The organism is Lacinutrix sp. WUR7, from assembly GCF_016864015.1.
In the GTDB taxonomy this organism is placed as follows: Bacteria; Bacteroidota; Bacteroidia; order Flavobacteriales; family Flavobacteriaceae; genus Oceanihabitans.
Window position 1 is genome coordinate 2540608 of the sequence record NZ_CP045067.1, and the last position, 14341, is coordinate 2554948.

Sequence of the window (14341 nt, forward strand, 5' to 3'; positions counted from 1 at the left end):
TATGGCAGACATTATTCAACTTTTACCAGACCATGTTGCTAACCAGATTGCAGCTGGTGAAGTAGTACAACGACCTGCTTCTGTAGTAAAAGAATTACTAGAAAATGCGATTGATGCGCAAGCAACAAGCATTAAACTAATAGTAAAAGAAGCTGGTAAAACTTTAATTCAAGTAATAGACGATGGAAAAGGAATGAGCACAACAGATGCTCGTTTAAGTTTTGAACGTCATGCAACTTCTAAAATAAGAACGGCAGATGATCTTTTTAAACTAAACACCAAAGGTTTTCGTGGTGAGGCTTTAGCAAGTATTGCTGCCATTGCTCATGTAGAATTAAAAACCAAACAAGAAGACGAAGAGGTTGGTACTAGCATTATTATTGAAGGTAGTGAAATTGTAGAACAAGAAGTAATTGTTACTCCAAAAGGAACTTCCATTGCTGTTAAAAATCTGTTTTTTAATATTCCTGCAAGACGCAATTTTTTAAAATCGAATACCGTAGAATTACGTCATATTATTGACGAATTTCATCGGGTTACCTTAGCACATCCAAATATTACATTCGCTATGTATCATAATGGTTCTGAGGTTTTTCAGCTTCCAGAAAGTAATTACAGACAGCGTATTGTAAACCTTTTCGGAACAAAAACCAACGAGAAATTAGTTCCTGTAGAAGAAGATACTGAAGTACTAAAGATTTCTGGATTTGTAGGAAAACCAGAATATGCTAAAAAATCTAGAGGAGAACAATTCTTTTTTGTGAACGATAGATTTATAAAAAGTGCCTATTTAAATCATGCAATAGGTTCGGCTTTCGAGGGTTTATTAAAAGATGGAGCACATGCAAGTTACTTTTTAAACTTGCAGGTAAATCCGCAAACCATTGATATTAATATACATCCTACTAAAACCGAAATTAAGTTTGATGATGAACATACGCTTTATGCTATTTTGCGTTCTTCTGTAAAACATAGTTTAGGACAATTTAATATTGCTCCTGTTTTAGACTTTGATCGGGATGCCAATTTAGATACGCCTTATGGCTTTAAAAATAAAGGAGCTAGTACACCAACAATTGAAGTAGATCGTAGTTTTAATCCTTTTCAAGAAGAAAGAACTCCTGTTGCCAAACAACAAGTTTCCTATAAAAAAGAAGTTGCAGGCAGTTGGGAAGGTTTATATGTTGGATTGGAATCTAAAAGTACCAAAACACAACAAGATTTTAGTGAAGTCCATTTTGAAAGTGACGAGGAAACAGCTTCCATGTTTACGAATGAAAACGAAGTAGAACAGCAACAATCTACCTACCAATTAAATAATAAATATATTATTAGTAAGGTGAAGTCGGGAATGCTACTTATTGATCAGCATAGAGCACACCAACGTGTTTTATACGAAGATTTTCTTAAAAACCTAACCGTAAAGGAAGCGATGAGTCAGCAATTGCTGTTTCCCTTGCAGCTGCATTTTTCTACACAAGAAATTGCAATTATTAATCAAGTAAAAGAAGATTTAGAGCATACCGGTTTTATGTTTGCTTCTGTAAATGAAGATAGCTTAGAAATCACAGGAGTTCCTGTAAGTGTTCCAGAAAGTGAGGTTTCTATTATTTTAGAACAACTTATTAGCGATGTAGAAAATGAAGTGCCAGATAGTAATTTTAGTGCAGCAGATTTACTAGCAAAATCCATGTCAAAAAGCTTGGCTATTAAAACTGGGCAAAGCTTAACAATTCAAGAACAAGAACATTTGGTAAACAAGCTATTTGCTTGTAAAGAACCTAATGTTTCTGCCATGAATAGGCCAACTTTTGTTACCATGACTATGGATGAGTTGGATAGAAAATTTTTATAAAGTATAATAAAATAAAAAGATTCCCTTTTTCAAGGGAATGAAAAAATAAATATGAATAGAATAACAGATACAGTAAAACATTTAATCATTATAAATGTGATTATGTTTATTGGTACTTTAACCATAGGTGGCGGACAATCATTTTATGAATGGTTTGCTCTGTATTTTCCAAAGAGTGAAGCGTTTCAGCCTTGGCAGTTAATCACACACATGTTTATGCATGGTGGCGTTACACATATATTGTTTAATATGTTTGCCTTATGGATGTTTGGTTCACCAGTGGAACAAGCCTTAGGAAGTAAGAAGTTTTTATTCCTGTATATATCTGCAGGATTGGGAGCGGTATTGTTTCAATTAGGATATTATTACTTTAACTATATTCCGTTATATGATGATTTGATAAGCTCTGGCTTGACCAATGATCAATTGGTACACATGTTTACTTCTAACGAAACTATTTCAGGAATTACCGATGCACAATTAGTAAATCTAAAAGCAGCTTTCCCTATTTATAATGCTTCCATGGTTGGTGCTTCTGGTTGTATTATGGGGGTTTTAGCAGCGTTTGGTATGATGAATCCGGAAGCAAAGCTGATGATGATCTTTTTACCAATTCCTATAAAGGCAAAGTATTTTATTCCAGGAATTATACTATTAGATGTCATCTCTGCCATTTCAGGACAATCTTTCTTTAGTCCAAGTAACACAGCGTATATGGCGCACGTTGGTGGAGCTATTACAGGATTTTTAATCATGTGGTATTGGAAAAAAAATCAGTTTAATCAAAACCGTTGGGATTAATGACAAATTTAAATCAAGATATTAAACAAAAACTGACACAGCTTAATGTGTTTGAAAAACTTATTGCTGTTAATGTTCTTGTTTTTATAGTAGCACAAATTTTAAGATTTGTTTTAAATACTAGCTCTAGTATGTCTTGGTTAGAGCTTCCTAGTGATTTCTTTGATTTTATTAAGCAACCTTGGAGTATTATTACCTATGCTTTTGTGCATTATGATTTTATACACATGCTATTTAATATGATTGTATTGTATTTTATAGGTAGAATGTTTATAAATTTATTTAATACCAAACTTGCTTTAAACGTATATTTTCTTGGTGCTATTTCTGGTGCATTATTGTTTTTATTGGCCTATGCATTATTACCAACTGTTTTTAGTTCTGGACACCGTTTAGTTGGTGCTTCTGGAGCAGTTAGAGCATTATTGATTTTTATGTGTGCGTATATGCCTAATATGGATTTACGTGTTTTTACTTTTAATATCAAACTGAAACATGTTGGTATTGTCATCGTTCTTCTTGATTTTATTGGTCTTTTTGGTGGTAATGCAGGAGGGAATCTTGCCCATTTTGGAGGAACCATTCTTGGTTATTTTTATGCTACACAATTAACCAAAGGAAAAGATATTGGTAAAGGATTTGAAGGTTTTATGGATGGCATTACAAACTTCTTTAAAAAGAATCCATCTAGACTAAAAACCGTACATAAAAAGAAAGGTAAAGTTGCTGGTTATACTAAAGATGAGTTTAAAGAGTTTAACAACCAAAAGCAAATAGATATTATTCTAGATAAAATAAGTAAAAGTGGTTATGAAAGTTTAACCAAAGAAGAAAAAGAATTATTGTTTCGAGCAGGGAAGTAGTATTTAGTTCTCAGTCACAGTCACAGTCACAGTCACAGTCACAGTCGCAGTCGCAGTAAAAGTTACAACTAGTTGTTTCAGGCACTTAAAATAATACATGAAAAAATTAAATTTTTTAAATAAAATAGTCTTCTTCTTCAACTCTGTTGCAGCTACTTTTTTATTGCTTTCTTATGTGTTGCCTTTTGTAGCGCCAAAAACATTTTCTATTTTATCTGTTTTAAGTTTAGGTGTTCCTTTTTTAATTATAGTAAACGTTTTGTTTTTTCTATACTGGTTATTAAAAATTAAAAAACAGTTCTTTCTATCTTTTGTTGTTTTAGTAATAGGTTATTTGTCGTTTGGATCTTTGTATAAGTTTTCCAATACAAATGAAGTAAACAATGAAAACAGTCTTACGGTCATGAATTATAATGTTCGACTTTTTAATTTATATGATTGGATTGAAGAAGCAAATACAGATGTAAAACTGATTGATTTTATTAAAGAAAAAGCGCCAGATGTAATTAATTTTCAAGAATACCATCCGAATGAAAATGTAGATTTATCTTTTTTTAAATATAAATTTGAAAAGCTAACTGGAAATAAAATTAAATTCGGACAAGCTATTTTTTCGCAATATCCCATAATAAATTCTGGTTCCGTTGGTTTCCCTAATACTTCTAATAATGCCATTTTTGCTGATATAGTAAAGCATAACGATACGATTCGTATATATAATGTGCACTTGCAATCTTTAAAATTAGATACTAAGGTTAAAGTAGAAACGATTTCTCAAGAAGATTCCGAACGTTTGGTAAAACGTATTGGTAAATCTTTTGAAATGCAACAAACACAAACCGAATTGTTTTTAAAACACAAAAATGCATGTAAGTATAAGGTAGTTATTAGTGGCGATTTTAACAATACGGCGTTTTCATATGTGTATAAAGAAATGAAAGAAGGTTTGCAAGATGCTTTTAAAGTTGCAGGAAATGGCTTTGGTAGAACTTATGATTTTAAATTCTTTCCTACGCGTATTGATTTTATTTTAATTGATAAAGCGTTGCACGTAGATGCTTTTAAAACTTATGATGTGCATTATTCCGATCACTTTCCAGTAATGGCTCGATTGTCTATGATGGATTGATGTTTTAGTTTACAATCTCAGTCTCAGTCTCAGTCTCAGTCTCAGTCGCAGTTTTTAGTTATGGTTACCTTTCAAACGTAGTTAAAAAGCCATCAGCTGCAACGCCATCATCAATAGTTAACGTAGTATTGGAAATGCTAATAACTCCTCTCGTATTTCCATCAATATAGAGTACTTCTGTATCTTCAATTTCTTGAATTTCATACGTATAATTACCTGTATTTAATCCAGAATATATTTGTTCAGGACCAGTAGTCATTATATTATTCTCTACAATTAATTGTTTATTGTTGTCGTTAAAAGTCCAAACAACTTCTCCCCGATTGTAATCGATATCTATTCCTACAAATCCGCCACTTACATTAGATAAGTTCCAGGTGCCATGAATGGCATGTTCTTGTGTTTCGTTTTGGTTGTCATCATCATTATTACAGCATGCTAAAAAGCTTAAGCAAATAAAAACGAATACAAGTGTTTTTTTGAATTGCATAACGTAAAAGTTTAAGGTTATATCTGTTAGATGCGAAAAACAAGTATTGGTTGCGTAAAAACTTCCTGTTTTTTGGAAGAAGTGTTTTTGTGTTACATAAAAGAACAATCCACATAATCTGCAAGCATATGAATACATAAGCCTAATCCAATTAATCTTGTTTTCTTTGGAAGTAATAATAGTACATAAACTACCATGGCATAATAAGTATGTAAAGGATGAAAGTTGATGCTGCATCTATTGGCTTCAAAAATAGGTGTTGCCAGTAAATGGTCTACGTCTATTAGTATTGCTGCTGCCATAATTAGATAGGCTACTTTCCAATTGCTTTTAAAGAAGAGTAAAGCAACTAGTAAAGGCAAACCAAAGTGAATGCCATAATGTAAAATGGATTGTAGCATTATAGGTGTTTAAACTGATTTTCTAAATAATTCAGAGCATTCGGACCTTCATTAAACAGTAAGTCTAAGATGCTTAAATTACCAATAAAACCATGCTTTTCTCCAAATACTTGCGTGTATTGTTCAAAGTTGAAATGAGGTTCTTTTCTAGAGTTTACTAAATATCTAAAGTCTGTTTTGTCGGTTATTTCTTTTTGAAAGCTTTTGGTTTCCAATGTGTTTAAATCTAGTTGTAAGCATTCCAAAATAGTTTTAAAACACTTCAAATTAAAGTTTAAAAGGTTTTCTGCTTTCTCTGTAAATAGTGGTAAAAGCTCGTCTTCATAAAATTCAAAGAAAGGAGAAGTTTTGTATGCAGATTCTAAAGATTTCCAATGTAGCATTTGCCATTTTTCGGTATTATGGATTTTTATATCTTGATACTGCTGTCTTTCCTTTTGCGAATATATTATAGGTACGCTTAATTGTAATTTACCATTTGCACCATAAATAAATGTTCTATTTCTATAGGTTTGCTTTTGGTAATTATCATGCATCTCCAACACAACCTCGCCTGCTTTAAGCATGGCAGTAAAGTGTGCTATGTTTGGGAAGTATGTTGGATGAAGGATAATGTTCATTTTAACAATTAACTATTCGGTTCTTTTCTCTTTTTCCATTTACCATATCCAAACCATCCAAGTAGTAAAATGATAAAAGGAATTAAATAAGAAACGCGTTCTCCGCTTCCGCCAACAGTAGTGAATAAACGATCCCAACGGATTTTGTTTTTTAAGCCAATGCCGTCACTATCAAAACTAAACCATATAAATACTGGTTTACCAACAACGTGATCAAATGGTACAAATCCCCAAGTTCTAGAATCTTGAGAGTCATGTCTGTTGTCTCCCATTAACCAATAGTAGTCTTGCTTAAAGGTGTAGCTTGTTGCAAGAGCACCATTAACAAATATCTGATTTCCTTTTACTTGTAAAGTATTGTTTTCGTATTCTGTAATGATACGTTTATAAAGCGGTAAAACATTTAAATTTAAAGCTACAGTAGCTCCTTTTTTAGGAATATATAAGTTTCCGAAATAATCGTTATTCCAGTTATAGTTTGGATCATGAGGAAAAATACCAGGATTTCGTTTTCCTTCTTCTTCTTTTACAGGAATAATTTGATCTACTTTAGGGTTGTTTTTAAACTTCTCTAAATCGCCTTTATAAATTCCCATAAATTTATAAACATCTTGATCTACTTTACCAACTCTATTTGGGTTCATACCATATCTGTCATGAAGGTATTGCAAGTTAAAATCTTGATTGTTTTTTGTTTTTACTAAATACGAAAATTGCAATTTCGCTCTATCTGGTAATTCGTTTTGTTTTCCGTTTATAAATACATAACCATCGCGAACAGATAAAGAATCTCCAGGTAAACCAACACAACGTTTTACATAGTTTGTTTTCTTGTCAATTGGTTTGTTATAGTTTCTGTCTGGTCTTGGCACAGACATACTATATGAAGTATCTATTGGCCAGTTAAAGACTACAATATCATTACGCTTTATCTTTTGCAACCCAGGAAGTCGCATATAAGGCAAAGATAGTTTGTTGATCCATGAAGTATTTTTTTCTTCTAATCTATCATCATATAAATACGATTTCTTTTTTATGAAAGGAATCGTATCGTGAACCATTGGAGCAGCAATAGTTGTCATTGGTACTCTTGCTCCGTAATGAAATTTACTCACAAATAGAAAGTCACCAACTAATAAAGATTTCTCTAAAGAAGAAGTAGGAATGGTATACGGTTGCATTACATACGTGTGTACTATTGTAGCAGCTACAATAGCAAATAAAATAGAACTTACCCAATCTCCAGATCCAGATTTAGGATGTAAACTTCTATCTTTTACATGTTCTACATCGGTAAAGTAATTCAGGTAATAATTGTAAAAACCTAATGTAATAATTGCTAAAAAAGTATCTAAAGGTTGGTTTTTACCAAAGCTTCTAGCCGTTTCTACCCAGATTACAGGAAACATAATAAGATTAACAATAGGTAAAAATAGTAAAATTGTATAATACCAAGGTCTGTTTATAATTTTCATTAAAACCACAGCATTGTAAACTGGTACAAATGCTTCCCAAGCTTGTCTTCCAGCTTTTACATATAGTTTCCAAGTTCCTAATCCGTGAATTACTTGAATACTAAAGAAAAAGATAAATAATTGCGTAAATGTCATAATTTGTATACTAATAATTGTCTAAAGACAATTGTTTAATTTATGTTAGTGATGTAAACGTTTTGTACGTTACAAATATATTGATAGTTAACTAATGTTTAACACATCTTTCATTGTAAATACACCTGTTTTTCCATGAAGCCATTCTGCAGCTACAACAGCACCAAGCGCAAAACCTTGTCTGTTATGTGCGGTATGTGTAATATCTATAGTGTCTACATCACTTTTATAGCTAATAGTATGTGTGCCAGGAACATCTTCTATTCTTTTAGCGGTAATAGGAATTGCTTTTTCTGTTTCGGTATCTAAACTCCAAGAAGTGTACTTCGTATTTTCTTTAATAATTGCATTTGCAAGCGTAATTGCTGTTCCGCTTGGCGCATCTAATTTTTGGGTATGGTGAATTTCTTCCATAGATACTTTATAATCTTTTAAAGTATTCATCATTTTTGCCAAATAACTATTCAGCTCAAAAAATATATTGACACCTAAACTAAAATTAGAAGCATAAATAAAAGCCCCCTTTTTTTCTTTGCATAAAGAAACCGCTTTCTCATAATCTTCTAGCCAACCAGTAGTTCCGGAGATAACAGGTACATTTTGATTAAAACAATTAGAGATGTTTTTAAAAGCAGCAGAAGGAATGCTAAAATCTATAGCTACATCGGCATCTGTAATATCATAATTGTCATCTATTGCTTTTGTAACAATAGTGTGACCACGTTGTAAGGCTATTTGTTCAATGGTTTTACCCATTTTTCCGTAGCCAAGAAGTGCAATTTTCATTGAAAAAGTATTTTTTTTTCACTCCCTTGCAGAAGGGAATCTGTATGATTTTTGTTTCCGAGTTATCGAAAATCTTATTAATATTTTTCTAAAATTTAAAATTTACCGAGAGTCCAACATCTCCTGTGTTATCAAATTCGTTAATTTTATAATGTGGCATAAAGGTCAGATTTTCATCTACATTAAATTGTAGTAAATGTGCATCTACATTGGCCCAAACAATATTCAATATATAAATTCCAGCAGTTACTAAAAGCGATAATTCTTTGTTTCTTCGAAGTGTTTTTTGTGCTTCTTCTAATCCATCATCGGTTATAGAACCATAAAATTCATCATCTGTAAAGCCAGCTAATCTGCGTTTGTACGCATCGCGATATCGATTGTATTCCTTATGGTTGTCTAAATAAAAATACATTCCGGCACCAAGTCCGGCGTAAATAACAGGAACCTTCCAGTATTGTTTCAAATGAATGTGTCCTAAACCCGGTAAAACAGCAGAGTAAAAAGCAGCTCGAGCAGGAGTTAAAGGGTCTATTGGTTCTCTAGTGCTAATTTCGCCATCGATAACAATACCTTGATCCGCGAGTTGTTTTTTTTCTTTTTTTAGCGCTTTGTTTTCTTCTTCTTTAGATTCCTTTTCTTGGGCTAAAGCCGAAAAACTAAAACAAATGCTAAATATTATTAATATGAAAAGTTTATTTTTCACTTTGTACTAACTTTTTAATTCTATTAAAATCTTCTTCAGAATGAAATGGAATCGTAATTCTTCCTTTTCCATTACTAGAAACTTTAACGTCTATTTTATGACCAAAGTATTCTGAAAAATCTTTCATGCCTTTTTTAACAAACTTTGGCAATTCTTCTTTTAATTTTGGTGGTACACTTACTTCTTGTGTCTCGTTATAGGTTCTTACTAACGTTTCTGTATCTCTAACAGAAAGTTTGTTTTGTAGTATTTTTTCGTAGATATCTAACTGAATCGATTGGTCTTCAATATTAATAATTGCACGACCATGACCCATAGAAATAAAACCATCTCGCATTCCTGTTTGAATGATAGGATCTAGTTTTAACAATCGTAAATAGTTAGCAATAGTAGAACGTTTTTTTCCAACACGTTCACTCATTTGCTCTTGGGTTAATTGAATTTCATCAATTAAACGTTGATAGGATAATGCAATTTCTATAGGATCTAAATCTTGACGTTGAATGTTCTCCACCAAAGCCATTTCTAGACTTTCTTGGTCGTTTGCAATACGAATGTACGCAGGTACAGACGCTAAACCAATAAGTTTACTTGCGCGAAAACGACGCTCTCCAGAAACCAGTTGGTATTTGTTAAATGCTAATTTTCTAACCGTAATTGGTTGTATAACACCTAGTTCTTTAATAGAGGAAGCTAATTCGCGAAGCGATTCTTCATTAAAATTAGTACGTGGTTGAAACGGATTCATTTCTATTAAATCCAATTCTAACTCGACAATATTACCTATTACTTTATCTGCATTTTTGTCTTCTGCATTTTGTATATCGTTGCTTGGGTCTTTTAAAAGAGCAGAAAGTCCTCTACCTAAAGCTTGTTTTTTGGTTGCCTTCGCCATAATCTAGGAGTTTTTTGTAATCACTTCTTTAGCCAAACTTAAATAATTAGATGCACCTTTACTAGCCGCATCATAATTAATTATGCTTTCACCATAACTTGGTGCTTCACTTAAACGTACGTTACGTTGTATAATGGTTGTAAAAACCATATCGTTAAAATGTTTTTGTACTTCTTCTACCACTTGGTTAGATAAACGTAAACGCGAATCGTACATAGTAAGCAGTAAACCTTCAATATCTAATTCCGGATTGTGAATTTTTTGAACACTTTTTATGGTGTTTAATAATTTACCTAAACCTTCTAAAGCAAAATATTCACATTGTATAGGAATAATTACCGCATCTGCTGCAGTTAATGCGTTTAGTGTTAATAAACCAAGAGAAGGAGCACAGTCAATGATAATAAAATCATAATCTTCTTTTACTTCTTGTAATGCTTTTTTAAGCATATACTCTCGTGCTTCTTTATCTACAAGCTCAATTTCAATGGCTACAAGATCAATATGCGCAGGAATAATATCTAGATTTGGTGTATCTGTTTTAACAATAGCTTGTTTAGCTGTGTTTGTGTGTTCTAAAAGTTGGTAGGTACCAATTTCTACTTCTTCTACATTAATACCTAAACCAGATGTTGCATTGGCTTGTGGATCTGCATCAATTAAAAGTACTTTTTTTTCAAGTACACCAAGTGAAGCAGCTAAGTTTATTGAAGTTGTAGTTTTGCCAACACCACCTTTTTGATTAGCAATTGCTATAATTTTACCCATTAATTTCATTTGATTTTAGGAACAACCAAAAATACGATTATTTATGGGTTTATAAAATGGAAGTTGTTAACAGTTGGTTAAAAGAAGGTATTAATTTCTATACGTGGCATAAGTTTAGTGCTTTGAATGCTATTTTACTTCTTTTTTTTAAAATTTCGAACGATTAATCTTACGTGTTATTACTTTTTTATTCATTGAAAGATAAAATATAACAGCTGATTTACAGGGGGTTAAATACTTTTATTTATCTTTAATATCTATTAATCAATTCTTTAATCATGAAAAAAAATAATATTATTTTTCAAAAGGTCCTAATTGTAATCCTACTATTCGCATTTTCTGTATCCGTGCATTCGCAAATAAAAAAGACGGCAAGCGTGGAAGGTATTACAGAATATATGCTAGATAATGGTTTAAAAGTGCTATTATTTCCAGATAATTCAGCACAAACCATAACGGTAAATATTACGTACAAAGTGGGTTCACGTCATGAAGGCTATGGTGAAAAAGGAATGGCGCATTTATTAGAACATATGGTGTTTAAAGGCACACCAAACCATCCAAATATACCAGAAGAATTAACTTCACATGGTGCACGACCTAACGGAACTACTTGGTATGATCGTACCAATTATTTTGAAACGTTTAATGCAACCGAAGAAAATCTTGATTGGGCTTTAGATTTGGAGTCGGATAGAATGTTAAATTCATTTATAGCAGAAGAAGACTTGAAGTCGGAATTTTCAGTAGTACGAAATGAATTTGAAATGGGGGAAAATTCACCATCCAGAGTACTTTTAGACAATGTAAGTAATGCTGCATTTTTATGGCATAATTACGGTAAAACTACCATAGGAAATCGATCGGATATAGAACGTGTGCCAATTGAAAATTTAAAAGCATTTTATAAAAAATATTATCGTCCAGATAATGCCGTTTTAATGGTAACCGGAAAGTTTGAAGAAACAGACATGTTAGCTAAAGTGATAAAGAAGTTTGGTGTTCTTAAAAACCCGGGAGCGCCTTTAAAAGACATACCAACCATAGAGCCTGCTCAAGATGGAGAAAAAAGAGTAACGCTTAGTCGCGTTGGCGATTTACAAATAGTTTCTGCATTGTATCATGTTCCAGCAGGATCACATGAAGATGCGGCTGCGATGGCAGTTGCAGAGTTAATACTTACCGATTCTCCTTCTGGAAGATTATATAAAGCATTAATAAATGAAAAAAAAGCATCTAGCATTTGGTCTTTTACTCCTTTTACAAAGGAACCAGGTTTTATGTATATCAATGTGGATGTACCTTCTGATAAATCCTTATCGGAAGCAGAATCTACCTTATTATCTTTATTAGATAATTTAGCAAACAATCCGGTTACCGAAGAAGAAGTGAATCGTGGAAAAGGAAAATTTTTAAAGGAAGCTGATGCTATTTTTAGAAACTCTTCCCGATTAGGAACTTTTATGAGTGAATTTATTGGAGCAGGAGACTGGCGTTTAGCATTTATCTTTCGGGATCGTGTAGAAAATATGACAGCAGATAAAGTGAATGCTGCAATACAACGCTATATAATTAAAACCAATAGAACGGTTGGTCTTTTTATTCCAGAGAAAAAACCAATGCGCATAGAAATTGAACATACCAAAGATGTTACCAATTTAGTAACCAACTATAAAGGAAAAGAAGGAATGGGAGCAGGAGATGCTTTTGATGTGTCTTTTGAAAATATTCAAAATACATTGAATTCTGGAACGTTAAGTAAAAGTCCAATAGAATATGGTTTTATTAAAAAGAATAATCGTGGTAAAACAGTAACCGTTTCCTTTACAAGTAGAACGGGAAATGAGTCTCAATTAATGAACAAAGGACTTGCGGCGAGTTATACCGCAAAAATGTTGAATAAAGGAACTAAAAGTAAATCGAGACAAGATATTGAAGATAAGTTAAGCGCGATTAAATCTTCGGTTAGTTTTGGAGGTTCTAATGGTAGAATTACAGCAAATGTGAACAGTACTGAAGAACATCTTACCGAAGCTTTATCCTTAATGGCAGACATGCTTAAGAATCCGTTGTTTGATGCTACCGAATTGGATAAGCTAAAAACCGAAGCTTTGGCTGGTATTGAGCAAAATAAAACCGATCCTCAGTTTTTAGCGGTTAGAGAAATGGGATTATTAAATCAGCATTATCCAAAAGGACATCCGCTTTATAGTATGACTATAGACGAAGAAATTGCTGCAATTAATGCCGTTACCACTAAAGATCTTCAAGCATATCACGATGCGTTTTATGGTATTTCAGATAATGCAACCTTAGTCGCTATTGGTAATATTGACGAAGCAGGATTAAAAGATTATTTTGAAAAGGAGTTTGGAGATTTTAAATCCGATTTAGCGTATACCGCAATTAGTGACCCTTATCAAGATAATAAAGCGGTAAACCAAAAAATTAAAACCCCAGATAAAAAGAATGCTATTTCTTTCGGAATATTACCAATGGCAACTAGTAAATATGATGAAGATTACGCAGCGCTTCAAATGGCTGGTGAAATTTTAGGAGGTGGTTTTATAAGTTCTAGAATAGCAAATCGTTTACGCCAACAAGATGGTGTAAGTTACGGTGCTGGCGGAAGAGTTAATGTGGATAATAATAAAACGGATAACAATTCTGCAGCTATGGTTTATGCTATTTATGCACCAGAAAATGCAGCTAAAGTACAACTCGGTTTTACCGAAGAAATCGCTCGTTTTATTAAAGATGGTATTACGGAAGAAGAACTAAAAACAGCTGTAGATGGATGGGTGCAAGAACAAAGTGTATCTAGAGCAAAAGATGGTGAATTGTCTAGAGTTATTAATGATAACATGTATTATGATAGAGATTTAAATTTTCAGAAAAACATGGAAGCCAAAGTAAGTAGTCTTACCGTTGAAGATGTGAATAAAGCGATTAAAAAACACTTTAAGAATTTTGAAAAATGGACCGTTGTAAATGCGGGAGATTTTGAAAGTTTTGAAATTAAAAAAGAGGATAAAAAAGTAGATTAATTTAAGTCACTTTTATAACATAAAACTTGCCGACTAGTAATTATTCTAGTTGGCAAGTTTTTATTTTTGTTAATCTTTACCTCCAAAAAATTCTATGCCGTGTTGTACGTTATTTATTCATAATCGGGGATATGCAAACCTAAAATAAAATTTCTGTTAGCTGTCTAGATGCCATCTTTCTTTTTAAGTATTACCATTCCAGAACCACCTGTGTTTTTTTGAAATTGTTTTTTCTGATGTAAGCTTTGGGTCACTTTCAAAAAAATAACTGTCCATATAATAAGGAATAGTATTAGGTTCTATTTTTTCATTCTGGATGTTTTTCAAATGTTGCGCAAAATTCTTGTGTTTAAGTACCTAATTGAATGTA

13 protein-coding genes are annotated in these 14341 nt (G+C 32.4%); 5 read left to right on the forward strand and 8 right to left on the reverse strand.

Going from position 1 to position 14341, the window contains the following annotated elements; translation table 11 throughout:
- Window position 1: 1 nt before the first annotated feature.
- The 4 genes from mutL (at window position 2) to FG167_RS11020 (ending at window position 4648) form a co-directional block, all read left to right on the forward strand.
- Entirely contained in the window at window positions 2–1855 is a 1854-nt protein-coding gene (gene mutL, locus FG167_RS11005; protein ID WP_203458322.1) for a DNA mismatch repair endonuclease MutL, read from the forward strand.
- 51 nt (window positions 1856–1906) lie between these two features.
- Window positions 1907–2656, forward strand: coding sequence for a rhomboid family intramembrane serine protease (locus tag FG167_RS11010; RefSeq protein WP_203458323.1), 750 nt, complete (start codon window positions 1907–1909; stop codon window positions 2654–2656).
- Window positions 2656–3519: a rhomboid family intramembrane serine protease gene (locus FG167_RS11015; protein WP_203458324.1), complete on the forward strand. Its 864-nt coding sequence runs from the start codon at window positions 2656–2658 to the stop codon at window positions 3517–3519. The genes FG167_RS11010 and FG167_RS11015 overlap by 1 nt, the downstream gene beginning before the upstream one ends.
- 97 nt (window positions 3520–3616) lie before the next feature.
- On the forward strand, window positions 3617–4648 hold the full coding sequence (locus FG167_RS11020) for an endonuclease/exonuclease/phosphatase family protein (RefSeq protein WP_203458325.1): 1032 nt from the start codon (window positions 3617–3619) through the stop codon (window positions 4646–4648).
- A 64-nt stretch (window positions 4649–4712) separates the two neighbouring features.
- On the opposite strand, the gene FG167_RS11025 is transcribed toward FG167_RS11020, so the two are convergent.
- The 8 genes from FG167_RS11025 to FG167_RS11060 form a co-directional block, all read right to left on the reverse strand.
- On the reverse strand, window positions 4713–5138 hold the full coding sequence (locus FG167_RS11025; RefSeq protein WP_203458326.1) for a hypothetical protein: 426 nt from the start codon (window positions 5136–5138) through the stop codon (window positions 4713–4715).
- 92 nt (window positions 5139–5230) lie between these two features.
- The gene (locus FG167_RS11030; protein ID WP_203458327.1) at window positions 5231–5539 is read right to left on the reverse strand and encodes a DUF6122 family protein; all 309 of its coding nucleotides are present in this window, start codon (window positions 5537–5539) and stop codon (window positions 5231–5233) included.
- Window positions 5539–6159 (reverse strand): WbqC family protein, encoded by a 621-nt coding sequence (locus FG167_RS11035; RefSeq protein WP_203458328.1) that lies wholly within the window; start codon window positions 6157–6159, stop codon window positions 5539–5541. Before FG167_RS11035 ends, FG167_RS11030 begins: the two co-directional genes overlap by 1 nt.
- An 8-nt stretch (window positions 6160–6167) precedes the next feature.
- Complete coding sequence (gene lepB, locus FG167_RS11040) at window positions 6168–7769, reverse strand: signal peptidase I (protein ID WP_203458329.1); 1602 nt, start codon at window positions 7767–7769, stop codon at window positions 6168–6170.
- An 87-nt stretch (window positions 7770–7856) separates the two neighbouring features.
- Complete coding sequence (dapB, locus tag FG167_RS11045; protein ID WP_203458330.1) at window positions 7857–8555, reverse strand: 4-hydroxy-tetrahydrodipicolinate reductase; 699 nt, start codon at window positions 8553–8555, stop codon at window positions 7857–7859.
- 88 nt (window positions 8556–8643) lie between these two features.
- Window positions 8644–9261, reverse strand: coding sequence for a DUF5683 domain-containing protein (locus tag FG167_RS11050; protein WP_203458331.1), 618 nt, complete (start codon window positions 9259–9261; stop codon window positions 8644–8646).
- A complete protein-coding gene (locus FG167_RS11055) occupies window positions 9251–10156 on the reverse strand; it encodes a ParB/RepB/Spo0J family partition protein (RefSeq protein ID WP_203458332.1) in 906 nt (301 codons plus the stop codon). Before FG167_RS11055 ends, FG167_RS11050 begins: the two co-directional genes overlap by 11 nt.
- Window positions 10157–10159: 3 nt before the next feature.
- Window positions 10160–10924, reverse strand: a complete 765-nt coding sequence (locus tag FG167_RS11060) for a ParA family protein (protein WP_055445392.1) — start codon at window positions 10922–10924, stop codon at window positions 10160–10162.
- A 278-nt stretch (window positions 10925–11202) separates the two neighbouring features.
- Between FG167_RS11060 and FG167_RS11065 the strand changes: the two genes are divergently transcribed.
- Window positions 11203–13971, forward strand: coding sequence for a pitrilysin family protein (locus FG167_RS11065; protein WP_203458333.1), 2769 nt, complete (start codon window positions 11203–11205; stop codon window positions 13969–13971).
- Window positions 13972–14341 lie beyond the last annotated feature (370 nt).

Excerpts from the sequence above, each read along its gene's own strand:
- mutL (WP_203458322.1), top strand. The coding sequence starts at position 2 with ATGGCAGACATTATTCAACTTTTACCAGACCATGTTGCTAACCAGATT.
- FG167_RS11010 (WP_203458323.1), top strand. The coding sequence starts at position 1,907 with ATGAATAGAATAACAGATACAGTAAAACATTTAATCATTATAAATGTG.
- FG167_RS11015 (WP_203458324.1), top strand. The coding sequence starts at position 2,656 with ATGACAAATTTAAATCAAGATATTAAACAAAAACTGACACAGCTTAAT.
- FG167_RS11020 (WP_203458325.1), top strand. The coding sequence starts at position 3,617 with ATGAAAAAATTAAATTTTTTAAATAAAATAGTCTTCTTCTTCAACTCT.
- FG167_RS11025 (WP_203458326.1), bottom strand. The coding sequence starts at position 5,138 with ATGCAATTCAAAAAAACACTTGTATTCGTTTTTATTTGCTTAAGCTTT.
- FG167_RS11030 (WP_203458327.1), bottom strand. The coding sequence starts at position 5,539 with ATGCTACAATCCATTTTACATTATGGCATTCACTTTGGTTTGCCTTTA.
- FG167_RS11035 (WP_203458328.1), bottom strand. The coding sequence starts at position 6,159 with ATGAACATTATCCTTCATCCAACATACTTCCCAAACATAGCACACTTT.
- lepB (WP_203458329.1), bottom strand. The coding sequence starts at position 7,769 with ATGACATTTACGCAATTATTTATCTTTTTCTTTAGTATTCAAGTAATT.
- dapB (WP_203458330.1), bottom strand. The coding sequence starts at position 8,555 with ATGAAAATTGCACTTCTTGGCTACGGAAAAATGGGTAAAACCATTGAA.
- FG167_RS11055 (WP_203458332.1), bottom strand. The coding sequence starts at position 10,156 with ATGGCGAAGGCAACCAAAAAACAAGCTTTAGGTAGAGGACTTTCTGCT.
- FG167_RS11060 (WP_055445392.1), bottom strand. The coding sequence starts at position 10,924 with ATGGGTAAAATTATAGCAATTGCTAATCAAAAAGGTGGTGTTGGCAAA.
- FG167_RS11065 (WP_203458333.1), top strand. The coding sequence starts at position 11,203 with ATGAAAAAAAATAATATTATTTTTCAAAAGGTCCTAATTGTAATCCTA.